At 73.2% G+C, this 23,091-nt stretch carries 25 protein-coding genes and 1 tRNA gene; 23 read left to right on the top strand and 3 right to left on the bottom strand.

Going from position 1 to position 23,091, the window contains the following annotated elements; genetic code table 11:
* Window positions 1–48: 48 nt before the first annotated feature.
* The 3 genes from ACGFIA_RS04360 (at window position 49) to ACGFIA_RS04350 (ending at window position 3,866) form a co-directional block, all read left to right on the top strand.
* Window positions 49–819, top strand: a complete 771-nt coding sequence (locus tag ACGFIA_RS04360) for a hypothetical protein (RefSeq protein WP_357381654.1) — start codon at window positions 49–51, stop codon at window positions 817–819.
* The gene (locus tag ACGFIA_RS04355) at window positions 816–1,805 is read left to right on the top strand and encodes a nucleoside triphosphate pyrophosphohydrolase (RefSeq protein ID WP_357500072.1); all 990 of its coding nucleotides are present in this window, start codon (window positions 816–818) and stop codon (window positions 1,803–1,805) included. The genes ACGFIA_RS04360 and ACGFIA_RS04355 overlap by 4 nt, the downstream gene beginning before the upstream one ends.
* 441 nt (window positions 1,806–2,246) lie before the next feature.
* A complete protein-coding gene (locus ACGFIA_RS04350) occupies window positions 2,247–3,866 on the top strand; it encodes a DUF885 domain-containing protein (RefSeq protein WP_357381658.1) in 1,620 nt (539 codons plus the stop codon).
* 4 nt (window positions 3,867–3,870) lie between these two features.
* On the opposite strand, the gene ACGFIA_RS04345 is transcribed toward ACGFIA_RS04350, so the two are convergent.
* Both ACGFIA_RS04345 and ACGFIA_RS04340 read right to left on the bottom strand, forming a co-directional pair.
* The gene (locus ACGFIA_RS04345; RefSeq protein ID WP_357470156.1) at window positions 3,871–4,755 is read right to left on the bottom strand and encodes an NUDIX domain-containing protein; all 885 of its coding nucleotides are present in this window, start codon (window positions 4,753–4,755) and stop codon (window positions 3,871–3,873) included.
* A complete protein-coding gene (locus tag ACGFIA_RS04340; protein WP_357500070.1) occupies window positions 4,752–5,444 on the bottom strand; it encodes a hypothetical protein in 693 nt (230 codons plus the stop codon). The genes ACGFIA_RS04345 and ACGFIA_RS04340 overlap by 4 nt, the downstream gene beginning before the upstream one ends.
* Before the next feature lie 212 nt (window positions 5,445–5,656).
* On the opposite strand from ACGFIA_RS04340, the gene eno reads away from it, so the two are divergent.
* From eno to ACGFIA_RS04255, 17 genes are all read left to right on the top strand, one after another.
* On the top strand, window positions 5,657–6,940 hold the full coding sequence (gene eno, locus ACGFIA_RS04335; RefSeq protein WP_013284093.1) for a phosphopyruvate hydratase: 1,284 nt from the start codon (window positions 5,657–5,659) through the stop codon (window positions 6,938–6,940).
* 28 nt (window positions 6,941–6,968) lie between these two features.
* Window positions 6,969–7,604 carry a septum formation initiator family protein gene (locus ACGFIA_RS04330; protein ID WP_357500173.1) on the top strand — a complete coding sequence of 212 codons (636 nt, stop codon included), beginning with the start codon at window positions 6,969–6,971 and terminating at the stop codon, window positions 7,602–7,604.
* 82 nt (window positions 7,605–7,686) lie between these two features.
* On the top strand, window positions 7,687–8,244 hold the full coding sequence (locus ACGFIA_RS04325; RefSeq protein WP_135243360.1) for a DUF501 domain-containing protein: 558 nt from the start codon (window positions 7,687–7,689) through the stop codon (window positions 8,242–8,244).
* Between the two features lies 1 nt (window position 8,245).
* A complete protein-coding gene (locus ACGFIA_RS04320) occupies window positions 8,246–8,755 on the top strand; it encodes an amino-acid N-acetyltransferase (RefSeq protein WP_357470166.1) in 510 nt (169 codons plus the stop codon).
* Between the two features lie 42 nt (window positions 8,756–8,797).
* Window positions 8,798–9,739, top strand: a complete 942-nt coding sequence (locus tag ACGFIA_RS04315) for a Ppx/GppA phosphatase family protein (protein WP_357470352.1) — start codon at window positions 8,798–8,800, stop codon at window positions 9,737–9,739.
* A gap of 35 nt (window positions 9,740–9,774) precedes the next feature.
* Window positions 9,775–9,978, top strand: coding sequence for an Arc family DNA-binding protein (locus ACGFIA_RS04310; protein WP_357470169.1), 204 nt, complete (start codon window positions 9,775–9,777; stop codon window positions 9,976–9,978).
* Entirely contained in the window at window positions 9,975–10,352 is a 378-nt protein-coding gene (locus ACGFIA_RS04305) for a type II toxin-antitoxin system death-on-curing family toxin (protein WP_116504050.1), read from the top strand. Before ACGFIA_RS04310 ends, ACGFIA_RS04305 begins: the two co-directional genes overlap by 4 nt.
* 143 nt (window positions 10,353–10,495) lie before the next feature.
* Window positions 10,496–10,828: a PadR family transcriptional regulator gene (locus ACGFIA_RS04300; protein ID WP_030271259.1), complete on the top strand. Its 333-nt coding sequence runs from the start codon at window positions 10,496–10,498 to the stop codon at window positions 10,826–10,828.
* Entirely contained in the window at window positions 10,825–11,772 is a 948-nt protein-coding gene (locus ACGFIA_RS04295) for an HAAS signaling domain-containing protein (protein ID WP_357470172.1), read from the top strand. Before ACGFIA_RS04300 ends, ACGFIA_RS04295 begins: the two co-directional genes overlap by 4 nt.
* A gap of 236 nt (window positions 11,773–12,008) precedes the next feature.
* Complete coding sequence (locus tag ACGFIA_RS04290) at window positions 12,009–12,713, top strand: dienelactone hydrolase family protein (protein ID WP_357381679.1); 705 nt, start codon at window positions 12,009–12,011, stop codon at window positions 12,711–12,713.
* A 19-nt stretch (window positions 12,714–12,732) separates the two neighbouring features.
* Window positions 12,733–13,446 (top strand): uracil-DNA glycosylase, encoded by a 714-nt coding sequence (locus tag ACGFIA_RS04285; protein ID WP_357381811.1) that lies wholly within the window; start codon window positions 12,733–12,735, stop codon window positions 13,444–13,446.
* Between the two features lie 20 nt (window positions 13,447–13,466).
* Window positions 13,467–14,201 (top strand): DUF4129 domain-containing protein, encoded by a 735-nt coding sequence (locus ACGFIA_RS04280; RefSeq protein ID WP_393258488.1) that lies wholly within the window; start codon window positions 13,467–13,469, stop codon window positions 14,199–14,201.
* Window positions 14,198–14,782 carry a hypothetical protein gene (locus ACGFIA_RS04275; protein WP_357381683.1) on the top strand — a complete coding sequence of 195 codons (585 nt, stop codon included), beginning with the start codon at window positions 14,198–14,200 and terminating at the stop codon, window positions 14,780–14,782. Before ACGFIA_RS04280 ends, ACGFIA_RS04275 begins: the two co-directional genes overlap by 4 nt.
* Window positions 14,782–15,780: a MoxR family ATPase gene (locus ACGFIA_RS04270; protein WP_114919471.1), complete on the top strand. Its 999-nt coding sequence runs from the start codon at window positions 14,782–14,784 to the stop codon at window positions 15,778–15,780. The genes ACGFIA_RS04275 and ACGFIA_RS04270 overlap by 1 nt, the downstream gene beginning before the upstream one ends.
* Complete coding sequence (locus ACGFIA_RS04265) at window positions 15,780–17,141, top strand: DUF58 domain-containing protein (RefSeq protein WP_393258483.1); 1,362 nt, start codon at window positions 15,780–15,782, stop codon at window positions 17,139–17,141. Before ACGFIA_RS04270 ends, ACGFIA_RS04265 begins: the two co-directional genes overlap by 1 nt.
* 16 nt (window positions 17,142–17,157) lie before the next feature.
* Window positions 17,158–17,718 carry a hypothetical protein gene (locus ACGFIA_RS04260; protein WP_357381689.1) on the top strand — a complete coding sequence of 187 codons (561 nt, stop codon included), beginning with the start codon at window positions 17,158–17,160 and terminating at the stop codon, window positions 17,716–17,718.
* Window positions 17,719–17,821: 103 nt separating this feature from the next.
* Window positions 17,822–19,153: an NAD(P)/FAD-dependent oxidoreductase gene (locus ACGFIA_RS04255; protein WP_357381691.1), complete on the top strand. Its 1,332-nt coding sequence runs from the start codon at window positions 17,822–17,824 to the stop codon at window positions 19,151–19,153.
* Between the two features lie 57 nt (window positions 19,154–19,210).
* Here ACGFIA_RS04255 and ACGFIA_RS04250 read toward each other — a convergent pair whose 3' ends face one another.
* Window positions 19,211–21,037 (bottom strand): hypothetical protein, encoded by a 1,827-nt coding sequence (locus ACGFIA_RS04250; RefSeq protein ID WP_393258479.1) that lies wholly within the window; start codon window positions 21,035–21,037, stop codon window positions 19,211–19,213.
* A gap of 90 nt (window positions 21,038–21,127) precedes the next feature.
* Here ACGFIA_RS04250 and ACGFIA_RS04245 point away from each other — a divergent pair.
* From ACGFIA_RS04245 to ACGFIA_RS04235, 3 genes are all read left to right on the top strand, one after another.
* Window positions 21,128–21,208: transfer RNA gene (locus ACGFIA_RS04245), tRNA-Leu, on the top strand.
* Between the two features lie 111 nt (window positions 21,209–21,319).
* The gene (locus ACGFIA_RS04240; protein ID WP_357381695.1) at window positions 21,320–22,195 is read left to right on the top strand and encodes a Bax inhibitor-1/YccA family protein; all 876 of its coding nucleotides are present in this window, start codon (window positions 21,320–21,322) and stop codon (window positions 22,193–22,195) included.
* A 125-nt stretch (window positions 22,196–22,320) separates the two neighbouring features.
* Window positions 22,321–23,079 carry a Bax inhibitor-1/YccA family protein gene (locus ACGFIA_RS04235; RefSeq protein ID WP_357381697.1) on the top strand — a complete coding sequence of 253 codons (759 nt, stop codon included), beginning with the start codon at window positions 22,321–22,323 and terminating at the stop codon, window positions 23,077–23,079.
* The last annotated feature ends 12 nt before the right edge of the window (window positions 23,080–23,091 follow it).

The raw sequence follows: 23,091 nt of genomic DNA, 5'->3' as shown, positions 1-23,091 counted from the left end.
AGGTGGGTGGAGTCACAGGCCGGTACGGGGCGTGAGAGAGTGACCCTCATGCGTGCTCGCCGTTCCCTCGTCGCCGTCAGCGTCGCGGCCCTCGCCGCGCTCTCTCTCGCCGCCTGTGGCCGCTCCGCCCCGGACGTCGCCGCATACGTCGGCGACACCCGGTACTCGGTCGACCGGGTCGACGCGATCTACGAGGACGCGCAACGGCAGTACGCGGACGCCGTCCGTAGCCAGGCGCCGCAGACGCCCTCGCCGGCGGAGCTGCGGTCCTCGGTGACCCGGCAGGACGTGCTGAACCTGCTGGTCGCGATCGACCTGGGCAAGCGCGTGGCGGCCGAGAAGGGTCTCCAGGTCGCCGACCAGATCTCCCCGGAGCAGCTCCAGCAGGAGCTGCGCATGCCGGCGACCACCGAGTACACGAAGCTGTGGGGCGAGTGGGTCGACCTCTCCGGCACGCTCCAGCAGAGCCTGCCCCCGGCCGACCTCAGCGACGAGTCCCTGATGGCCGTCTACCGGGCCATCGAGAAGACCGGGGCGATCCAGCCGGGCATGAGCGTCGACCAGGTCCGGCAGGCGTTCGGCGAGGCCGGGTTCGTGCGTACCGCCACCGCCCTCAGCAACGCGCTCCAGCAGCAGGCCGAGAAGACGGACGTCCGCGTCAACCCCCGGTTCGGCGTGACCGGCGTGCCGTCGCTCGTGAACACCGGCCAGTCGTTCGTCTTCTACTCCCTGCCGTACGTCAACGAGGAGGGCCCGGTCACCGACATCTCGACGCCCGAGGCGCCGGCCTCCGGTTCGCCGGCTCCCGGAGCCGCATGACCGCGCGCATCGTCCTGCTCGTCACCTCGCCCCGGCTGCCCGCCGGATTGCTGACCTCGGCCGCCTGGGACGCCGTACGCTCCGCTCCGGTCCTCGCCGGTGCGGAGAGCGAGCTGACCCGGGCGGTGCGGACGGCCGGCGCCGAGGTGAACGTGGTGACCGAGGGTGCGACCCCGGCGCTGCTCGACGCCGCGGCGGCGCACGGTGGGGCGGTGTGGCTGGCCGGCCCGACCGGCGACGAGGCGCTGGCCCGCGAACTCGGCCTGCGGCTGGCCCGCGAGCCCGCCCTGGCCGAACTGGAGCTGATGTACGGCTCGTGGGACCCGCCCGGCGCCCGGCTGCTCGACGCGGTCGAGGTGATGGACCGGCTGGCCTCGCCGGGCGGCGACCCGTGGAAGCGGGCACAGACCCACCGCACCCTGGCCGGTTTCCTGCTGGAGGAGTGCTACGAGGCGTACGACGCGATCAGCGCCGACGACACCGACGCGCTCCGCGAGGAACTGGGCGACGTCCTGCTCCAGGTGCTGCTGCACGCCCGGCTGGCGGAGAACCTGCCGGAGGGCAAGAGCTGGACCGTCGACGACGTGGCGGGGACCCTGGTCGACAAGATGGTGCGGCGTAACCCGCACGTCTTCTCCGGCGAGCCGGCCGGCTCGATCGAGGAGATCGAGGCGAACTGGGAGCGGATCAAGCGGGCCGAGAAGACCCGCGAATCGGTGCTCGACGGCATCGCGCTGAGCCAGCCCGCGCTCTCGCTGGCCGCGAAGATCCTGGACCGTGCCGGCCGGGTCGGCCTGGCCGTACCGCCCCCGCTTGCCGAGTCGCAGGTGGACCCGGAGGCCCGGCTGGGAGCGAGCCTGCTCGCAACTGTCGCCGCCGCACGGCAGGCCGGCATCGACCCGGAGGCCGCCCTGCGGCGGGCCACCCTGGCGTACGCCGAAGCCGTCCGAGCCGCCGAACGCCCCACCCCCACCAACCCCGCCTAGCCCCTCCGCGCCCCACCCTTCCCTGCCCTCCCTTGGCGATCTTGCACTTTCGGCCCGAGCGGTGCCGCAAATGCCCGATCTGCCCGGGCGCAAAGTGCAAGATCGCCGAGCCGACCCGGCCCCGCCCAGCCGCGCCTCCCGGAAGGCGAGACTCGCCGTTCGTATCGCGGGATCAGCGGAGATCTTGGTACGAAAGTGCCCCTATAGGGGCCGTTTCCGTCCAAGATCTACGTCGGCCTTGGGCGCGCTCGCGCCCACCAGCCAGCGCGTCGAGGGCCGGCGGCAGCGCCGGCACGGGCCGTCCAGCTGACTCGCCGTGGTGATCAAGGAGTTTGTGTCGTCGGGGGGCGCTGAGCGGGACGCAAACTCCTTGATCAACGCGGAGGGGCGGGGAGGGCGCGGGGAGGGCGCGGAGGGAGCGGAGGTCGGTAGGGTCGGGGGATGGAGTCGTTCGTGCCGCTGGCGGAGCGGATCGTGGAGGCGTTGCTGGAGAGCCGGCCCGGGCTGGCCACCTTCGCCGGGGACCACCGTTACGACGACCGCCTGCCCGACCTCTCCGCCGATGCCCTCGCGGCCGACCAGGCGATGCTCAAGGACGCCGCCGACGCGCTCGCGGAAATCGACCCGGACGCGCTCGACCCGGCGGAGAGCGTCGACCACGCGCTGCTCACCAGCCTCGTCGACAGGGGTCTGTTCGAGGCCGGCGAGATCCGCGGCCACGAGTGGGATCCGCTGCGCCACAACCCGGGACCGCTGCTGCACGCCCTGCTGGCCCGTCCCTTCGCCCCGGCCGAGGAGCGCCTGACCAGCCTGGTCGGGCGCCTGTCGGCCGTACCCGACGCGCTGTCGACAGCGCGCGCGACGCTGCGGGACATGCCGCGGGTCCACGCGGAGACGGCGGTCGGGCAGTTCACCGGTACGGCGGCGCTGATCCGCGACGAGGTGCCCGGGTTGCTGGCCGAGGCGCCGGCGCTGCGTGAGCGGGTCGGCGCGGCGGCCACCGACGCGATCGCCGCGCTGGAGGAGTTCGTGGCCTGGCTGCGGCAGGGCCTGGCCGCGGATGCCGGCCCGGGGCGTGACCCGCGGCTGGGCCGGCGGCGGTGGGAGGCGCGGCTGTGGCACACGCTCGACACCGAGCTGAGCGCCGCCGAGGTGCAGCGCCGCGCCTGGGCCAACCTCGACCGGGTCACCGAGGAGATCCGCGCGGCGTCGGTCGAGCTGGTCGGTGGTCCGGCCGACGACGAGACGGTACGCCGGGCGCTGGACCTGCTGGCCGCCGAGCACCCGGACGACGCCACGATCGTCGACCTGGCCTCGGTGACGCTGGACGAGGCGAGTGACTTCGTCCGCCACCACGACCTGGTCAGCATGGTCGGCGACCCGTGCGTCATCCAGGAGATGCCGGAGTTCGCGCGGGGCGTGGCGGTGGCCTACTGCGACTCGCCGGGCCCGCTGGAGACGGCCGACGTGCCGACGTTCTACTGCATCTCGCCCACCCCGGCGGACTGGCCGGCGCAGCGGATCGAGTCGTTCTACCGGGAGTACAACGACCACATGATCCGCAACCTGACGGTGCACGAGGCGATGCCCGGCCACTTCCTCCAGCTCGCGCACGCCCGCCGCTACGACGGCCCGACCCGGGTACGCGCGCTCACCGAGTCGGGCGTGTTCGTCGAGGGCTGGGCGGTCTACGCCGAGGAGTTGATGGCCGGGCTCGGCTTCGGCGGCCTGCCGGTGCGGTTGCAGCAGCTCAAGATGCAGCTCCGGATGACCATCAACGCGCTGCTCGACCAGCTCGTGCACTGCGACGACCTGCCCGAGTCCGAGGCGATGGCGTTGATGACCGGGCGTGGCTTCCAGGAGGAGGGCGAGGCGGCCGGCAAGTGGCGGCGGGCGCTGCTCACCTCGACGCAGCTGTCCACCTACTTCGTCGGCTACAGCGAGATGGCCGACATCGCCGCCGCGCGGCCGGACGGCGTGCCGCTGCGCGACTGGCACGACGCCATGCTGGCGCACGACTGCCCGCCGCCGCGCCACCTGCGGACGCTGCTGGGGGTGTGAGGGCTCACCGGCGGCCGGCGGCCGCGTCGATCAGCCAGCGCGACAGCGAGTACGCGGGCGGCAGCTCGGCGGGCAGCGCGTCGACCGGGAACCAGCGCGCCTCGGTCAGCTCGGTGCCGTCGGGGGCCGGTTCGGCGGCCGGGTCGGTCACCTCGGCGGTGAACCCGGCGAGCAGCGTGCCCGGCCCGGACAGCGCCCACGGCTGGCTGTCCACGTAGGCCGGTCGCCGCAGGGTCAGGCCGACCTCCTCGGCGACCTCGCGGTGCACCGCCGCCTCCAGCGACTCGCCCGCCTCGACGAACCCGGCAACGAGCGCCCACAGCTGCGTCGGTCCGTGCGCGTGGCGGACCAGCAGCAGCTCGTCGGCCCCACCGGCCGGGCCGGGCCGGGTGATCGCGGTCAGCACCGCGACGGACAGGGGGAGGAACGAGGTGAGTTCGCACTCCGGGCAACGCCGCGCGGTCTCGCCCGGCACGTCGGCCAGTTCGGCCCGGCACGCGCCGCACCACCTGTGCGTACGCCGCCAGTTGACCACGGCGAGCGCCCGCCCGGCCAGGTCGGCGCGGGGTGCCGGTAGTTCGGCGGCGAGGCCGCGCCAGCTGCGCCACCGGCCGGGCAGCGACTCCGGATCGGTCACCTCGGCGGCCCACGCCGGTATGCCGTCGAGCGTGCCGACCGGCGTCCAGGCGAGGTCGCCGGGCAGCGCGCCGATCCGCAGCGGCTGCTCGTCCGGGCCGGTCAGCAGCTTCCGTCCGGAGACCGGCAGCGCCAGGTCGTCGCGCCGCGGCGGCCGCCCGTGATCGGCAGCGGGCAGGAATCCGGCGCGCGCCGGGCGAGCGCCGGTGGCCCCGGCCTCGGCCTCGGACGGGGGACCGTCGGGCGGGGTCACGACGTGGTGGGGCGGCGGTCCACCACACCGGCGCCGGCCGGCACGGCGAACGCGGCGGCCTCGACGCTCTCGGTGTAGCGACTCAGCGTCACCTCGGCGGGCTTGCCGTCGAGCGTGCCGGAGAAGCTCCCCAGCACGCCTTCGGTCGTCACGCAGGCGCTGAAGCGTTCCCCGCCGTGGGTGACGTCGACGCAGGTGGCGTGGCGGCCGGCGAGCGTGGTGTCGCTCTGCTCGATGACCGCTTCCGGATCGAGCGCCGCCGCGGTGAGCAGCCGGATCACCGCGGGCGGCGTGACGAGGCCCTCCTTGCGCGCCTCGTCGTAGACGACCACCGACGGCTTGCCGGCGGTGAGCACGGGCGGCGAGACGGTGCAGGAGGTGCGGGCGGCGGTGCTCGCGCACCGGGTCACCGACTCCTGCGTCACCGTGATCTTGCCGCCCGGCCAGGTGTACGTGGAGCGCAGCGGCTTCTTCGTCTGCGCGATCGAGGCGGTCCGGCCGCCGTCGATCTGGTAGTCGGCGGCCCAGGTCTGCTCCAGCGCCCGGTCCATCCGCGCGGCGAGGTCGTTGACCAGGTCGGAGCGGCCGAGCGCGACGTTCGCGTCGTCCAGGGCCTGGCAGCCGGTGACCGAGAGCGACGCGATGACCGAGGCGGCGAGCACGCGGAGAGTCGTCGTGGCGGCAGGCATGATGCCCAGCCTTGTCGATCGGCGCAACGTCTCGCAAACCGGTTGCCGGTTGACGACCGGTAATCCGGGAATGTCCGTCTCAGCAGGCGCGTCGAGGGCTGCCCCGAGCGGCGTGCGGCGGGGCGGGGACCGATACGCTGCGTTCAACACCTGCCTCAGCCGCACCGTCGCGGCCCATATGGACCGGAACCACACAAACGAGGAGCGACTCAGTGGCAACCATCGAGGGAATCGTCGCCCGGGAGATCCTGGACTCGCGGGGCAACCCGACGGTCGAGGTCGAGGTCGGGCTCGACGACGGCACGATCGCCCGTGCCGCGGTGCCGTCCGGCGCCTCCACCGGCGCCTTCGAGGCGGTCGAGCTGCGCGACGGTGACAAGGATCGTTACCTGGGCAAGGGTGTCGAGAAGGCGGTCGCCAACATCGAGGACCGGATCGTCGACCAGCTCATCGGTTACGAGGCCAGCGAGCAGCGGCTCATCGACCAGAAGATGATCGACATCGACGGCTCGGACAACAAGGGCGAGCTGGGCGCGAACGCCATCCTCGGCGTCTCCCTGGCCGTGGCGAAGGCCGCCGCCGGCAGCGCCGAGCTGAGCCTGTTCCGCTACCTGGGCGGCCCGAACGCGCACCTGCTCCCGGTGCCGATGATGAACATCCTCAACGGTGGCGCGCACGCGGACTCGAACGTCGACATCCAGGAGTTCATGATCGCGCCGATCGGCGCGCCGACGTTCCGGGACGCGCTGCGCTCGGGCGCCGAGGTCTACCACGCGCTGAAGTCGGTGCTGAAGAAGAAGGACCTGTCGACCGGCCTGGGTGACGAGGGCGGCTTCGCCCCGAACCTGCCCACGAACGCCGCCGCGCTGGACCTGATCGCCGAGGCGGTGGAGAAGGCCGGCTACCGGCTCGGCACCGACATCGTCTTCGCGCTCGACGTGGCCGCCACCGAGTTCTTCGACAACGGCACCTACACGTTCGAGGGCAGCGCCAAGAGCGCCGAGGAGATGAGCAACTACTACACCAAGCTGGCCGGCGACTACCCGATCGTGTCGATCGAGGACCCGCTGGCCGAGGACGACTGGAGCGGCTGGGCCACCCTCACCGCCGCGCTCGGCGACCGGATCCAGATCGTCGGCGACGACCTGTTCGTGACCAACCCGCAGCGCATCGCCCGGGGCATCGCCGAGCAGGCCGCAAACGCGGTGCTGGTCAAGGTGAACCAGATCGGCTCGCTCACCGAGACGCTCGACGCCGTCGACCTGGCCCACCGGGCCGGCTTCAAGTGCATGATGAGCCACCGTTCCGGCGAGACCGAGGACACCACGATCGCCGACCTGGCCGTCGCCACCGGCTGCGGGCAGATCAAGACGGGCGCACCGGCCCGCTCGGACCGCGTGGCCAAGTACAACCAGCTCCTGCGGATCGAGGAGGAGCTGGCCGACGCGGCGCGGTACGCCGGGGCGGGCGCCTTCCCGCGCTACCGTTCGGCCTGAGCGAGCGCTCCGGGGGAGGGGTGTGACGATGCAGCAGCGCCGCACACCGGGTGGCCAGCGGCCCGCCCGTCGGCCGGGTCAGCCCGGCCGGGCGGGCGGGGCCCGGGTCCGGTCCACGGCACGCGACAACGGCGTCCGCGCGGAGGCGCGCGCCGCCGGCCGGTCACCGGGCGCGTCCCGTGCCACCGACGGCGTACGTCCCGCGAGCCGTCCCGCCGCGGCCCGGCGTACCGCCGCCGGTGGTCCGGTCAAGCGGCTCACCGCACCCCAACCCCGGCGCTTCACCGGCCGCGCCACAGTGCTGTTCGCGGTGCTGATCGCGCTCGCGCTGGCGTACACCTATCCGGTCCGGGTCTACCTGGACCAGCAGGCCGACATCGAGCGGATGGAGGCCGCGCAGGCCGCCCAGCGCGACGAGATCGAGCGGCTCACCGCCGAGGCGGCCAAGTGGAAGGACCCGGAGTACGTCAAGACGCAGGCCCGGGAGCGCTTCTTCATGGGCAAGCCGGGCGAGACGCTGCTGGTGGTGCTCTCCGATCCGGAGGGCGCCGCGAAGGACGCCGGCAAGGACGTGAAGCCGGGGGCGCCGAAACAGCCCGAGCCCTGGTACGACACCCTGTGGTCGAGCGTGCGGGCGGCGAACGCCGACCGCGGGGACAAGTGAGCACCACACGAAAGGCACTTCCTGTGAGCGCGAGGAGTGAGCCGGATTTGCGAGCCCCGCAGTCGCGAACGAAGGCGGCGCGGTGAGCGTCGTACCACCGCAGGAGCCGGCGGCGGATTCCGTACCCCCGCCGGAGCGCCAGCCGGCCACCGAGGCCGACCTGGCCGCGGTGGCCGCGCAGCTCGGACGCCCGCCGCGCGGCACCCGCGCGGTGGCCCACAGGTGTCCCTGCGGCCTGCCCGACGTGGTGGAGACGACGCCCCGGCTGGCCGACGGCACGCCGTTCCCGACGCTGTTCTACCTGACCTGCCCGCGTGCCACAGCGGCGTGCAGCCGGCTGGAGTCGGCCGGGCTGATGAAGGAGATGGCCGAGCGGCTGGCGGAGGATCCGGAGCTGGCCGCGCGGTACCGGGCGGCCCACGAGGACTACCTGACCCGCCGGGAGGCGATCGGCGAGGTGCCGGAGATCGCCGGCATCTCGGCCGGCGGCATGCCGGGGCGGGTGAAGTGCCTGCACGTGCACCTCGGGCACGCGCTCGCCGCCGGGCCGGGGGTCAACCCGTTCGGCGACGAGACGCTGGCGCTGGTGGAGAAGTGGTGGGCGGCCGGCCCCTGCGTGGACGTGCCGCCGGCGGAGTGAGATGAGCGCCGACGAGATCACTGTCCGCCGGGCCCGCACCACTGACGTGCGTGGGATCCGGCGGCTGGTGGACACCTACACCGACGATCGTCGGCTGCTCAGCAAGGCCACCGTGACGTTGTACGAGGACGTGCAGGAGTTCCGGGTCGCGGTGACGTCGAGCGGTGCCGTGGTCGGCTGCGGCGCGCTGCACGTCATGTGGGAGGACCTGGCCGAGATCCGGACGGTGGCAGTGGACCCGTCCTGCCGGGGCCACCGGATCGGGCACCGGATCGTGGGCGAGCTGATCGACTCGGCGCGTGAGCTGGGCATCGGCCGGATCTTCGTGCTCACGTTCGAGACCGGTTTCTTCGGCTCGTTCGGCTTCCGCGAGATCGACGGCGCCCCCGTCCCGCAGCCGGTGTACGAGCAGCTCCTGCGCTCCTACGACGAGGGTGTCGCGGAGTTCCTGGACCTGGAACGGGTCAAGCCCAACACCCTGGGCAACACCCGCATGCTGCTGCGCCTCTGACCGTGCGCGGGCTGCCGTAGGGTGGGCGCCGTGAGTGCGCGTGTGGCCGCCATCGACTGCGGGACCAACTCGATCCGACTGCTGATCGCCGACCTGCCCGACCCGTCCGCCGGGGAGACGGCGCCGCTGCGCGACGTCAGCCGGCGGATGGAGATCGTCCGGCTGGGGCAGGGCGTCGACCAGACCGGCATGCTCGCCCCGGAGGCCGTCGAGCGGACCCGGGTGGCGCTCGCCGACTACGCGGCCGAGATCGAGAAGTCCGGCGCCGAGCGGGTACGCATGTGCGCCACCTCGGCCTCCCGCGACGCCTCGAACGCCGCCGACTTCCGTGCCATGGTCGAGCGCACGCTCGGCGTACCGCCCGAGGTGGTGACCGGCGACGAGGAGGCACGGCTGTCGTTCACCGGCGCGGTGCGCGGCCTGCCCGCCGACGCCGAGCCGCCGTACCTGGTGGTCGACATCGGCGGCGGCTCGACCGAGTTCGTGGTCGGCACCCGCGCCGACGGGGTGCGCGGCGCGATCTCGGTGGACATCGGCTGCGTCCGGATGACCGAACGGCACCTGCACGGCGACCCGCCCGGCGCTGCCGAGATCGCCGCCGCCGAGGCCGACATCGCCGCCGCCGTCGACCGCGCGCTCGCCGTCGTGCCCGGCCGCGAGGCCGCCACGCTGGTCGGGCTCGCCGGTTCGGTCACCACAGTGGTCGCCCTGGCGCAGGGGCTCCAGGAGTACGACCCGAGCCGCATCCACCACGCCCGCATCTCGTACGAGCAGGTGGCCGAGGTGACCGCCGACCTGCTCGGCAAGAGCAGTGAGCAGCGGCTGGCGTACCCGGTGATGCACCCCGGGCGGGCCGACGTGATCGGCGCGGGCGCGCTGGTGCTGCGGATCATCATGGAGCGGGCCGGGATGCCGTCGGTGGTCGCCTCCGAGCACGACATCCTCGACGGCATCGCCTGGAGCCTCGCGGCGACCTCGGGATAGGTGGTTCCCCTGCGTGTGGCCGGTATGATTTCCATATGGTCACCACTGTCAATCTTCCTGAGGGACTGCACGAACGGCTCAAGCAGCTTGCCGAGCAGGAGCACCGGTCGATGAACGCCACCATCGTCGTGGCCGTCGAGGAGTACGTCTCGACGCGCAGTCATCGTGCCCGCGTGCGGGATCTTGCGCGGGAGGTTGCCGAGCGTGACGCCGAGCTGCTGCGGCGGTTGGCGGAGTGATCCACTATCTCGAGGTCGACGACCTCGTGGAGATCGCCTCGATCGTGCTGGGTGGGACGCCGCAGGTCCGTGATTTCGGTCTGCTCTCATCGGCGGTGGTCCGCCCGGCCACCGTGGCGTTCGGCCAGGAGGCTTATCCCGATCTCTGGACCAAGGCCGCCGCGCTGCTGCACTCGGTCTGCATGAACCACGCGCTGATTGACGGGAACAAGCGTCTCGCCTGGGCGGCGGGGCGGGTGTTTCTGGCCCTCAACGAGGTGCCGATCCAGGATGTCGACGTTGATCAGGCCGAGGCTCTCGTGATGTCGGTGGCAAGCGGCACCCTGACCGAGGTCTCGGACATCGCCCGCGAGCTCCGCAAGCTCTACGTCTGAGCCATCGGCGGAGATGCTGTCGCAGTTGCCGGACGGCACCGCCTGGAGTCTCGCCTAGCCGGCCACCTGCCGCCCACCCTCCTCCTGCTGAAGGGGTGCTGTGTTGTTGACGGTAGTGCGGATTGCGCACTAGTGTGCGGGGTGTGGATACCACGCAGCTCCTCAAGGGCGTGCTCGACCTGGCGGTGCTCGCCGTGCTCAAGGACGAGGACGGGTACGGCTACGACATCCTGCGGCGGCTACGCGAGGCCGGTCTCACCGAGGTCGGCGACGCCTCGGTCTACGGCACGCTGCGCCGGCTGTTCGCGGCCGGTCTGCTCACCACGTACGTGGTGCCGAGCGAGTCCGGGCCGCACCGCAAGTACTACTCGCTCAACGCCGCCGGGCGTGACCAGCTCACCCGCTCCGGCAAGACCTGGCGCTCGTTCGCCACCACCATGGACGCGCTGCTCGACGATCGGGGGATGGCGGCATGACCGTCATGGGGCAGGAGATCACGGACTACGTCGACCGGGTGCGGGCGGCGCTCGCAGACCTGCCGCCGGAGGTCCGCGACGAGTTGACCGAGGAACTGCCGGAACACCTCGCGGAGGTCGCCGCCGAGGGCGAGGGCACGCTGGTCGACCGGCTGGGTACCCCCGAGGCGTACGCCGCCGAGCTGCGCGCCGTCGCCGGTGCCCAGCCGAGCCGGCGGCCGACGCGTTTCCACCGCCTCGCCGAGGCCCGGCGGGAGGCGGCCACCCAGCTGCGTCTGCTCGACCGCCAGCTCGGCCCGGTGCTCGGGCACGAGACGGTGAGCGACTTCCTGCGTCCGCTGCGCCCGGCCTGGTGGCTGGTGCGCGGCTGGCTGGCCGCGCTGATCGTGGCGTGGATGGTGGACGGCCGGTCCGGCCTGGTGCCCCGGCTGGACGGCAACAGCTCGATGGGGCTGTTGCTGCTCATCGGCGCGGTAGTCGCGTCCATGTGGTGGGGTCGCCGCTCGGCCGGGATCGCCGGGTGGCGGCGGCAACTGCACCAGATCACCACCGCCGCGCTGCTGTTGTTCTCCTTCGCCGTGCTGGCCCAGGTGGACGAGCGGGCCGACACCGACGTCTACCGCGATTACGAGCAGACGTCGGTGGACCACCGGTACGACCGGATCGAGGACGTCTTCGTCTACGACCAGCAGGGGCGGCTGATCCGCGACGCGCGGCTCTTCGACCAGAACGGCGTGCCGATCACGCTCGGCTGGCCGAGCTGCATGGCCGACACGGGCGCGGTGCCGGAGATGCGTAACACCTACCCGTACTGCCCGGAACTGGCCCCGTTCGGCCCGCCGGTCTCACCGTCGATCGCCCCGCCCGCACCCGCGCCCACGGACAGCGCCACCCCGACCGTGCCCACCACCAGCGCTTCCCCGGAACCCACGTCAACTCCCTGAGAGCGCTCGATCCCGCGAGATCTTGGAAGGAAACGGCCCTCATAAGGGCCGCAAGCTTCCAAGATCTCGCCGGGCTGGGGCGGCTGACGTCCACTACTCGGCTGTGAGTTCTACAGGAGGTGAATGCCACTGTTGTTCCGTCTTCCCCGGGCCGCTCACCGCGTGGCACGCTACCGGCACGTAACAGCCAACTGTGCGACCAGCCAACGTTGACTGACCGCAAGGAGGACGGGCCCATGGGCGAGATGGTGAGCTTCACCGGCAACGGGGGGACGAGCGAGGGGTATCTCGCGATACCCTCCGGCGGTGCGGCCAGCCCGGCGGTCATCGTCATCCAGGACTGGTGGGGTCTCGTGCCCCACGTCCGGGCCGTGGTCGACCGCTTCGCCGAGGCCGGTTTCGTCGCCCTCGCGCCCGACTTCCGGCACGGCGGGCCGGCCGTGAAGCCGACCGAGCCGCAGCTGATGCTCAACAGCTCTCAGATGGACGAGGCGGCGACCGACATCGCCGCCGCCGCCGAATACCTGGCGAGCCGGCCGGAGGTCGCCGGCAAGGTGGGCTGCGCCGGGTTCTGCGCGGGCGCCAGCCTGGCCCTGTGGTCCGCCACGCTCTCCGAGCGCATCGTGGCCACCGCCGGGTTCTATCCGCGCCTGCCCTGGGAGGGCATGGCCGTCGGGGCGGCCGACGAGGGCGGCTGGGCCGGCTACGCCGGCAAGGCGGCGCTCATCCACTGCTCCGAGGCGGACGGCCTGTCCGCCGCCGACGGGGTGCAGAGCGTACGCCGGTCCATCGAGTCGGCCGGCGGCACCTGCCAGACGTTCGACTACCCGGGCACCGCGCACGCGTTCTTCAACGAGGACCGGCCGGAGCACTACGACCAGCGGGCCGCGGCCACCGCCTGGGCCCGCACGCTGGAACTGTTCCGGGCGAAGCTTGGCTGAGTCGCGTACCCCGCAGGACGTGGTCGCCCGCGCCGCGCGGGCGACCGACCTGGCCGACCTCGACGGCGCGGTCAGCGACTGCTTCGCCTGCCCGCGCCTGGTGGCGTGGCGCGAGGAGGTCGCGCTGGTCAAGCGGGCGGCGTTCCGCGACCAGGACTACTGGGGACGGCCGGTGCCCGGCCTCGGCCCGCCGGACGCGCGGATCGCCATCCTCGGCCTGGCGCCCGCCGCGCACGGCGGCAACCGCACCGGCCGGATCTTCACCGGGGACCGGTCCGGCGACGTGTTGTTCGCCGCGCTGCACCGCGCCGGGCTGGCCAACCAGCCGACGAGCGTGTCCGCCGACGACGGCCTGACGCTGCGCGACACCCGCGTCTTCGCCGCCGTGCGGTGCGCGCCGCCGGACAACAAACCCACCCCGGCCGAGCGGGACACCTGCGCGCCGTGGCTGCACCGCGAGGTCGAACTGGTCCGTCCCACGCTGCGCGTCGTGGTCGCGCTCGGCGCGTTCGCGTGGGCCGCGTGGTGGCCGGTGCTACGCCAGGTGTACGGGCAGCGACCGCCCACACCGCGACCGGCGTTCGGTCATGGGGCACACTGGTCCGGCGAGTCGGTGCCGGCGTTGCTGGGCTGCTATCACGTCAGCCAGCAGAACACATTCACCGGACGGCTCACACCGGCGATGCTGGACGACGTGTTCACCCGGGCGAAGCACCTGGCCGGGGTGGACTGAGGAACACCTGAGGCGGTGGGATGGATTTCGGCGTACTGCGCAGGTGGTGGCCGGTCGCCGCGGTGACGGTGCTGCTCGCGTTCGCCGCGTTCGCCGCCGGTCACTCCGCCATCGGGGCCAGCCGGATCCCGCCCGCCGCCGACACCATCCCGTACGTGCCGGACTACCCGTCGCCGGAGGCCGTGCCGTCGATCCCCGTGGAGCCGCGCGACGTCGGCGAGCCCACCTCGGGCGGCGTGCCCGACTGGCTGGCCACCGCCGCCGTGGCGTTGCTGTTCGCGGCGGTGCTGGCCGCCATCGGGTACGTGTTGTGGAACGTGCTCCGGGGCGCGCTGCGGCGGACCACCCGCGCGGTGCCGGTGCGGCGCACCCGGCGTACCGCCGAGGGGACCGCCCGCGAGGTGGTGGCCGCGCTCGACGCCGGACTCGTCGAACTGGACGACCGCTCCACCGACCCGCGAACCGCTGTCATCGCCTGCTGGGTACGCCTGGAGGAGGCCGCCGAGGACGCGGGCGTGCCCCGGCACACCGGCGACACACCGACCGACCTGGTGGCGCGGCTGCTGCGCGGCGACCCGGCGGCCGGCATCCCGGCGATCGCCAGCGCCGACGTGCTCGACGGTTTCGCGCACGTCTACCGGGAGGCCCGGTACGCCACGCACCCGGTCGACGAGCACACCCGGGACCAGGCCCGTGCCGCGCTGCGCCGGTTGCGCGGCGAGCTGACCAGCCTGGCGGCGGGGGAGGCGTCGTGAGCAGCAGCATCGACGACCTGCTCTCGTTCGGCGAGGAGCCCGCCGGGGAGGAGACCCGGCCCTCCGGCGGCGGCCGGGCCCGGCTGCTGCTGCGGACCGCCGCTGTCACCGCCGCGATCGTGGTCGTGGTGGTGGTCGGGCTGCGCGCTGTCGGCCTGAAGATGCCGGTCTGGATCATCGCGGCCGGGGTGCTCGCGGTGCTCGCCGTACGCCGGGTCACCACCACGCTCTCACCTCCGCCGCCGCCCCGCGCGGGGGCCCGCGCGCCCGCCGGCGAGGAGCCCGGCACCTGGAACTGGTCGGCGCGGGACGCGCTGCGTGCCGCGATCAACGGCTGGGAACGCCCGCTGGACTGGTGTGCCGACAACCGGGACCGGTTCAACGAGCGCATCCTGCCCCGCCTCGGCGAGCTGGCCGACGAACGGCTGCGCCAGCGCCACGGCGTCACCCGGGAGTCCGACCCGGACCGCGCCCGGTCGGTGCTGGGCGAACCACTGTGGACGTTCCTCGCCACCCCCGTCCGCCGCCCTCCGTCGCCGCGCGACCTCGCGGCGATCGTCGCCGAACTGGAGAAGATCTGATGAACGACGTGGACCGGAGCATGGCCCCCGCCGAGGTGGGCCGGCTCGCCCGGGCCGTCCTGGAGGCGGTCGGCACCGTCGTGGTCGGCAAGCGCGACGCGCTGGAGCTGGTGCTGGCCGGCATCCTCGCCGGTGGTCACGTGCTGCTGGAGGATCTGCCCGGCCTGGGCAAGACGCTCACCGCGCGGTGCTTCGCGCAGGCGCTCGGGCTGGACTTCCGGCGACTCCAGTTCACCCCGGACCTGCTGCCCGCCGACGTGACCGGCTCGTTCCTCTACGACCAGAGCAGCGGCGACTTCGCGTTCCGGGCCGGGCCGGTCTTCACCAACCTGCTGCTCGCCGACGAGATCAACCGGACGCCGCCGAAGACGCAGTCGGCCCTGCTGGAGGCGATGCAGGAGAAGCAGGTCTCGGTCGAGGGCGTGACCTACCGGCTGGACGAGCCGTTCCACGTGCTCGCCACCGCCAACCCGATCGAGTACGAGGGCACGTACCCGCTGCCGGAGGCGCAGCTCGACCGGTTCCTGCTGCGCGTGTCGTTCGGCTACCCCAGCCACGACGAGGAATGGGACGTGCTGCGCCGCCGGATCGCCCGCCGCCGCGAGGAGGCCGAGATCAAGCCGGTGGTGGACGCCGCCACGCTGCGCGCCATGCAGGCCGCCCTGGAGGACGTGGTGGTCGAGGACTCGATCGGCCGCTACATCGTGGCGCTGACCGCCGCCACCCGGGAGCACCCGTCGGTGCTCGTCGGCGCGTCCCCGCGCGGCTCGCTGGCGCTGCTCCTGCTGTCCCGGGTACGGGCGGTGCTCGCCAACCGGGACTACGTGGTGCCGGAGGACGTCAAGGCGGTGGCGGCGCCCGCGCTGGCGCACCGGATCACGCTGCGTCCGGAGATGTGGCTGCGCCGGGTCGACCCGTCCTTCGTGGTCGGCGAGGTGCTGGAGTCCACGCCCGCCCCGGCCAGCGGCGCGCTGCCCAGCTACGCCGCCGGACGCTGATGGACCGGGCCGACGCGGCGAACGGCTGGGCGCCCACCTGGGCGCTCGGCCGGGCCGTGCTGCTCACCGGCGTGCTGCTCGTCGTCGCCGTCCTGCTCGGCCGCATCGACCTGGTGGTGCTCGCCACGCCGTTCGCGCTCGGGACCGCGTACGCCCTGCGCCGCCGTCCCGCCGGGCTGCCCGAGCTGGAACTGGGCGTCGCGGACACCCACCTGGTCGAGGGCGCGCCGATGGCCGCCACCGTCGCGGTGGCCAACCCCGACCTGATCGGGTACGACCTGGCGGTGGTCCGCACCCGGATGTCGCGCTGGCTGCGGGTGGAGCAGGTGGGCTTCGGCGGCACCGGGCTGGACGTGAGCCGCTCCGGCGGCGCGGACCGGCCGTTCGTCACCTCCGTACCCCGGGGCAGCGCCGTCGACCTGGAACTGACCGGCACCGCGCTGCGGTGGGGCCGGCACCCGATCGGCCCGGCCGGGGTGCGGGTCGCCGCCGCCGACGGGCTGCTGGTCTCCCGCGCGGTGATCACCGAGCCGATCCGGGCCCGGGTCTATCCGCGTACCGAACCGTTCGACGCGGTCGAGGCGATGCCCCGGGCCGCCGGGCTGGTCGGCGCGCACCGCTCGCGGCGGCCGGGCGAGGGCGGCGAACTGGCCGGGGTGCGCGTGTTCGCGCCCGGCGACCGGCTGCGCCGGATCGACTGGCGGGTGTCGCTGCGGGCCCGGCAGCTGCACGTCGCGTCGACGCTCTCGGACCGGGACGCCGAGGTGGTGGTGCTGCTGGACGTGCTGGCCGAGGCGGGCCGTTCCGGCGGCGTGAACGGGACCGCGTCGGTGCTGGACACCACGGTCCGGGCCGCCGCCGCGATCGCCGAGCACTACCTGCACCGCGGCGACCGGGTGTCGATGCTGGAGTACGGCCCGTCCGCCCGCCGGCTGCGCCCGGCCACCGGGCGGCGGCAGTACCTGACAGTGCTGGAGTGGCTGCTCGACGTGCAGGCCGACTCGTCCCCGCACGAGCCGTACGACCAGGTCTTCGGCCCGCAGGTGCTCTCCTCGGACGCGCTGGTGGTGGTGCTCACCCCGCTGCTCGACGAGCGGTCCGCGCAGATGCTGGCCCGGCTGGCCCGGGGCGGGCGGTTCGTGGTGGCGGTGGACACGCTGCCGGCCGAGCTTCCGGTGCCGAAGGAGCGGGGCTGGGCCGAGGTGGCGTACCGGCTATGGCGGCTGGACCGGGACACGATGATCGGCCAGCTCCGGGAGCACGGGGTGCCGGTGGTGCGCTGGGCGGGCTCCGGCAGCCTGGACGAGGTGCTGCGCGACGTGGCCCGGCTGGCGACCGCCCCGAAGGCGGGGTTGCGGTGAACGAGAGGCGGGCCCGGTGAACGCGGTCGTCGAGCGGGTGCGGGCCCTGCGGTACGCCGCCGCCCGGGTCAGCCCGCTGCCGCTGCTGGTACGCGGCGGCATCTTCCTCACCGTGCTGGCCGGCTTCCTGCTCGCGTACCCGGTGCAGGCCTTCACCTCCCGCTCGCTGCTGGCCCTGACGGTGGCCGCGGTGCTGCCGGCGGCCGGGCCGCGCCGGATCTGGCCGACGTTCACCGCGCTGGTCACGGTCGGCGGCTGGCTGCTGGCCACGCTCGGCTTCGACCGGCCGCCGGCGCTGTGGCGGCTGCTCGCCGTGGCGACGCTGCTCTACCTGGCGCACTCGCTCTGCGCGCTCGCCGCGCTGCTGCCCTACGACGGCCTGATCGACCCGGACGTGGTGCTGCGGTGGCTGGGCCGGGCGGGCGGCGTGGTGCTCGCCAGCGCCGTGCTGGGCGTGGTGCTGGCGTGGCTCGGGGGAGTGGGCGGGACGGACGGCTCGCAGGCGGTGACAGCGGTGGGGCTGCTGGTGGCGGTGGGTCTGAGCGCGCTGCTGGGGTGGCTGCTGCGACGCCGGTGACGCTGCGTTCCGGTGACGTTGCGCAGGTCACACGGGTTGTGCTCCGTCACAGAAGGGGGTCTCGCGCGGGATTACCCGGGGACCCCGGGGAAAGATAGATGACGTGAACCCGAAGCGGATCCTTGTCGTGGGTGCCGGTCACGTGGGCCTGTACGCCGCTCTGCGCCTGTCCAAGAAGCTGAACAGGCGTGAGGCCGAGGTCATCGTCGTCGACCCGCAGCCGCACATGACGTACCAGCCGTTCCTCCCGGAGGCATCGGCGGGCAACATCTCCCCTCGGCACGCTGTGGTGCCGCTGCGGCGGGAGTTGCGCAAGTGCACCGTGGTGGCGGGCACCGTCACCCGGATCGACCACGACCGCAAGACCGCCGTGGTGCAGCCGATCAGCGGCCCGGCCCGGGAGATCCAGTACGACCACGTGGTCGTCGCCCCCGGCTCGGTCTCCCGCACCCTGCCGATCCCCGGCCTGCACGAGAACGGCATCGGGTTCAAGACCATCGGCGAGGCCATCTTCCTGCGCAACCACGTGCTGGACCGGCTCGACGTGGCGGCCTCCACCACCGACCCGGCGGTACGCAGCCGCGCGCTGACGTTCGTCTTCGTGGGCGGCGGCTACGCCGGCATCGAGGCGCTGGCCGAGATGGAGGACATGGCCCGGGACGCGCTGCGCTACTACCCGGAGCTGAAGCCCGAGGACATGCGCTGGGTGCTCGTCGAGGCGACCCAGCGGGTGCTGCCCGAGGTCGACCGGGACATGGGCGCCTACACGGTGCAGCAGCTGATGAAGCGCGACATGGACATCCGCCTGGACACCCGGCTGGAGTCCTGCGTCGACGGTGTGGTGAAGCTCTCCGACGGCGACAGCTTCCCGTCCGACACCATCGTCTGGACCGCCGGTGTGAAGCCGTCGCCGATGCTCGACGCGACTGACTTCCCGCGCGACGAGCGCCGCCGGGTCACCTGCCGGCCGACCCTGCAGATCGTGGACGGCGACCGGGTGGTCGAGGGTGCGTGGAGCGCCGGTGACTGCGCCGCCGTACCGGACCTGACCAAGGAGCCTGGCAACTTCTGCTCCCCGAGCGCCCAGCACGCGGTGCGGCAGGCCGCGCGGATGGCCGACAACATCGCGAACGTGATCCGCGGGCGCGAGCCGGTCGACTACAAGCACAAGCACGCCGGCAGCGTGGCCAGCCTCGGCCTGCACAAGGGCGTGGCGCAGGTCTACGGCATCAAGATGACCGGCTGGCCGGCCTGGTTCATGCACCGGACGTACCACATGTCGCGGATCCCCTCGTTCAACCGCAAGGTGCGTGTGGTGGTCGACTGGACGCTCGCGTTCTTCCTCAAGCGTGAGGTGGTCGCGCTCGGCCAGCTGCACGACCCGCGCGAGGAGTTCGCCGAGGCGTCCGCGCCGCAGGTCCCGGCGCGCGTCTGACGCGTCTCGCGTAAGGGCCCTTCCCTTATGGGAGGGGCCCTTCGCCGTCACCGGGGGTCAGAACCGCCAGGTCCAGGCGTCGGCGAGCCGGACGCCGGGGCCGTAGAGCTGCTCCAGGGTGCGGCGCAGCATCTCCGCGTGCGGGGCGTCGTCGGTCACCGCCACGCACGAGGCCTGCCAGAACTCCACGTCCCGGGCGGCCTGGCGGCGTTGCCGGTCACCGACAGCGGGCGCCACGCCCCGGCGGGCCACCTCGGCGAGCAGGGCCGAGGTGGGCCGCTGCCAGGTGCCCATGGTGGCCGAGCCGTCCCGGCCGTACGGGCCGATGAAGAAGCCTTCCGGCATGGCGAACGCGACGCCGGTGGCGGTGGCCCAGCGCATCGGCCAGGGGTCCTGCGGGGTGGCGGTGGGCACCGGCACCAGCACGCCGCCGGGGCGTACGCACTGCCGCCAGTGGCCGCCGGTGACGAACTCGGGCAGCGGCGGCCGGTCCATGGTGGGCAGCGGCGCGGGGAGGACGGTGAGCAGCGCCGCGCCGACCGCGACCGGGACGACCCGGCGGGCCCGCCCGGACTCGCCGAGCGCCCGGTGCACGGCGAGGGTGAGCACTGTGCCGGTGAGCGGCAGCACCGCGAGCGCGAACCGGGTGGGCAGCGCGCCGTCCACCAGCGGCAGCCCGGCCAGGAGTGCGTACGGGCCGGGGATCCCGGTCCGCTCCCCGCCGGCCACCACCTCGGGGCCGAGCGCGAGCGCGGCCATCGTCAGCGCGCCGGCCACGAGCGCCACCACCGGTGCGCGCCGGCCCAGCCAGACCGCGCAGCCGACGGCGACCAGCAGCAGCGGCCAGCCCAGGAACGAGGTGAACTCGGCCGGGCCGGTGGTGAGCCGTACCGCCTCCGGGCTGCCGAACACCGACAGCGCGGAGAGGCGGGTCCAGGCGATCAGGTCGGCGGAGAAGTAGGCGGGTGGGAACATGCCGTCCGCGACGCCCTGGGGGCCGGCGAACTGCACCCACAGCGGGTACGCCAGCACCGGCAGCGCCAGCCCGGCGGCGGCGAGCAGCCCACCGGCGAAGCCGCGACCGGCCCGGCGCACCAGGTCCCGGTCGGCCAGCCCGTACGCGATGGTGACCACCGCCAGGGTGAGCGCGGCGAGGAACAGCACCTCCTCGCCGACGAAGACCTGCACGATGACGACGGCGGCGAGCCCGGCCGTCGAGGAGGCCATGCGGCGGCGGTCCGGACCGTCCGGGCGACCGGCCGGGTCGGCGGCGCGCAGCAGCCGGACCACGAGCCAGACCAGCACCGGGACCAGCCACTGCGCGGTCATGTGCAGATGGCCGTTGCTCTGCGAGACCATGCCCGGCCCGAAGCCGCACAGCGCCGCACCGGGTGCGGCCGCGAGCCGGCGGGCCCGCAGGACACGCGTGAACAGCAGATACCAGGCGAGCGCCGTACCCGCCATGTTCACGGCCACGAGCAGGGCGAACGTCACAGGTGCCCCGAACCCCAGGGTGACCGGGGCGAAGAGCACGCCCAGCGCCACGACCGAGGTGTTCGCCATCAGGTTGACGCCGTCCGGCGCGTTCAGCCGGTCGGTGACCAGGCTCAGCTCGCCGCGCAGGGCGCGCGCGTCCAGCGCCAGGAACCACTCGTACAGCGTCTGGTCGGCCGGGTTGAGCGCGAGCACACGCGTGCCCGGCGCCGGCCAGAGGCCGTGGGTGAGCCAGCCGGCGAACGCGACGAACGCCAACCCCGCGAGCAGGTCCGCGCGATGCCGCCGGAGGGCCGCCGTCACCCGCCGCGTGCCCGCCGCCGGCCGGGCCGCCCGGCGGCGGCCGGGCCGGAGTGCCGGGCGGGCGGCGCTGGTCACGGCCTCGACCATAACGGCCGCACCCGTCGGGGTACGCCGCGTCGCGGCCGAGCCGCTACGGTGAGATCTGTACCGCCGCGTGTCGACGCGCCGGTGTCACCCGCCCGGGTGGTGGAACGGCAGACACGGCCGCCTTAAAAGCGGCTGCCGCAAGGCGTGCGGGTTCGACCCCCGCCCCGGGCACCCGAACTCTCAGGTTTCCCACAGCTAGGCGTAGCACGCGCGATTGCGGCCACGTTTACCCTGGAGTAGCGCGTCTTTCGTGCGATCGACCCCCTGAGGGAGGCCTGAGAAGTGAAGTCCTCGAACCCGGTGCTCGCCCGGCTCGGCCAGGCGGCAGAGCGTGAGCGGGCGGCCGGGTACGCCCAGCCCGGGCCGTACGGTCAGCCCGGATACCCCCAGCAGCAGTACCCGCAGCAGCAGTACGCCCCGCAGCAGTACCCCCAGCAGCCCTACGCCCAGCCCTACCCGGGCGGCTACGGCCAGCCGGTGGCCCCGCCCACCGTGACCCCGATGACCCTCGACGACGTGGTCGTCAAGACGGTCCTCATGCTCGCCATCCTCGGCGCCTCGGCCGCTGCGGCCTGGGTGCTCGTGCCGGACTCGCTCGTCGGCGTGGCCTGGATCGGCGCCGCGGTGGTCGGCCTGGTGCTCGGCCTGATCATCTCGTTCTCCCGGATGGCCAACCCGGCGCTCGTCGTGGCGTACTCGGTCATCGAGGGCGTCTTCGTCGGCATGGTCAGCAAGGCGTTCGAGTCGCTCTACGACGGCATCGTGCTCCAGGCGGTCGTGGCCACGTTCGGCGTGTTCTTCCTGATGGCGATGATCTACAAGGCGCGGATCATCCGGGCCACCCCGAAGTTCACCCGGATCATGGTGGCGATCATGGCCGGCCTGTTCGGCGTGATGCTCGTCAACCTGGTGCTGGCGCTGTTCGGCGTGAACACCGGTTTGCGTGACGGCAGCCCGCTCGCGATCGGCTTCAGCCTGGTCTGCATCGTGGTGGCGTCGCTGAGCTTCGTGCTCAACTTCGCCGACATCGAGGAGGGGGTCCGGATGGGCCTCCCGCAGCGCTACTCGTGGACCGCCGCATTCGGCATCGTGGTGGGCCTGGTCTGGCTCTACATCGAGATCCTGCGGCTGCTCAGCTACTTCCAGGGCGACGACTGACATCACGCCCTCCCCGACGACGCCCGCCTGCCGCATCCGCGGCGGCGGGCGTCGCCGTTTCCCCGTCCCCGCCGGGCCGCCCGGGGCAGAGTGGGATCCGGGTACGTGGGCGGGAGGTGGTCACGGTGCGCAGCGCCAACCCGGTGCTCGACCGGCTGGACGACGTCGGCCGCGCCGAGCGGCAGGTGCTCGGGGTCGGGACCGCCGGCACGATGACGGTGGCCGACGTGGTCAGCCGGACCGTGGGCCTGCTGCTGGTCACCGGCGTCACGGCGGCGGTGTCCTGGGTGGTGGTGCCGCAGGCCGCGTGGATCACCGCCGCGCTCGCCGGGAGCGCGCTGGCCAGCCTCGCCCTGGTGCTCGTCATCTCACTGAAGCAGATCACCAGCCCTCCGGTCATCGTCGGGTACGCCGTTCTGCAAGGGCTACTGCTCGGGGTGGCCAGCCGCGCCTTCGAGCTGGTCTATCCGGGCATCGTGGCGCAGGCGGTGGTCGGCACGTTCGGCGTCTTCCTCGGCATGGCGGTGCTCTACCGGGCCCGGCTGATCCGCGCCACCCCGCGCCTGGCCCGGCTGGTCATCGGCACGCTCGTCGGGATCGTGGCGATCGGCCTGGTCAACCTGGTCGCATACCTGTTCACCGGGCGGCAGGGGGCGGTCGTGTACAGCCTCAGCGACCGGGTGGGCTGGTTGCCGTACCTGTTCTCGGTGGTGGCGATCATCGCGGGCGCGCTCAGCTTCATCCTCGACTTCGACCTGGTCGAGCGGTCCGCCGCGAACCGGTTGCCCCGCCGCTACGCCTGGTACTGCGCCTTCGGGCTGCTGGTCGGGCTGATCTTCCTGTACTGGCAGATCCTCCGCCTGCTCAGCTACGTACGCCGCTGACCGTAGACTCGG

The organism is Micromonospora sp. NPDC049203, from assembly GCF_043197215.1.
Taxonomy (GTDB): Bacteria; Actinomycetota; Actinomycetes; order Mycobacteriales; family Micromonosporaceae; genus Micromonospora.
This window is presented reverse-complemented; position numbering and strand designations above follow the sequence as displayed.

Coding starts and splice junctions, on each gene's coding strand:
- ACGFIA_RS04320 (WP_357470166.1), top strand. CDS start 8,246: ATGAGCGCCGACGAGATCACTGTCCGCCGGGCCCGCACCACTGACGTG.
- ACGFIA_RS04355 (WP_357500072.1), top strand. CDS start 816: ATGACCGCGCGCATCGTCCTGCTCGTCACCTCGCCCCGGCTGCCCGCC.
- ACGFIA_RS04270 (WP_114919471.1), top strand. CDS start 14,782: ATGAACGACGTGGACCGGAGCATGGCCCCCGCCGAGGTGGGCCGGCTC.
- ACGFIA_RS04250 (WP_393258479.1), bottom strand. CDS start 21,037: ATGGTCGAGGCCGTGACCAGCGCCGCCCGCCCGGCACTCCGGCCCGGC.
- ACGFIA_RS04330 (WP_357500173.1), top strand. CDS start 6,969: ATGCAGCAGCGCCGCACACCGGGTGGCCAGCGGCCCGCCCGTCGGCCG.
- ACGFIA_RS04310 (WP_357470169.1), top strand. CDS start 9,775: ATGGTCACCACTGTCAATCTTCCTGAGGGACTGCACGAACGGCTCAAG.
- ACGFIA_RS04360 (WP_357381654.1), top strand. CDS start 49: ATGCGTGCTCGCCGTTCCCTCGTCGCCGTCAGCGTCGCGGCCCTCGCC.
- ACGFIA_RS04265 (WP_393258483.1), top strand. CDS start 15,780: ATGGACCGGGCCGACGCGGCGAACGGCTGGGCGCCCACCTGGGCGCTC.
- ACGFIA_RS04290 (WP_357381679.1), top strand. CDS start 12,009: ATGGGCGAGATGGTGAGCTTCACCGGCAACGGGGGGACGAGCGAGGGG.
- ACGFIA_RS04295 (WP_357470172.1), top strand. CDS start 10,825: ATGACCGTCATGGGGCAGGAGATCACGGACTACGTCGACCGGGTGCGG.
- ACGFIA_RS04280 (WP_393258488.1), top strand. CDS start 13,467: ATGGATTTCGGCGTACTGCGCAGGTGGTGGCCGGTCGCCGCGGTGACG.
- ACGFIA_RS04340 (WP_357500070.1), bottom strand. CDS start 5,444: ATGCCTGCCGCCACGACGACTCTCCGCGTGCTCGCCGCCTCGGTCATC.
- ACGFIA_RS04350 (WP_357381658.1), top strand. CDS start 2,247: ATGGAGTCGTTCGTGCCGCTGGCGGAGCGGATCGTGGAGGCGTTGCTG.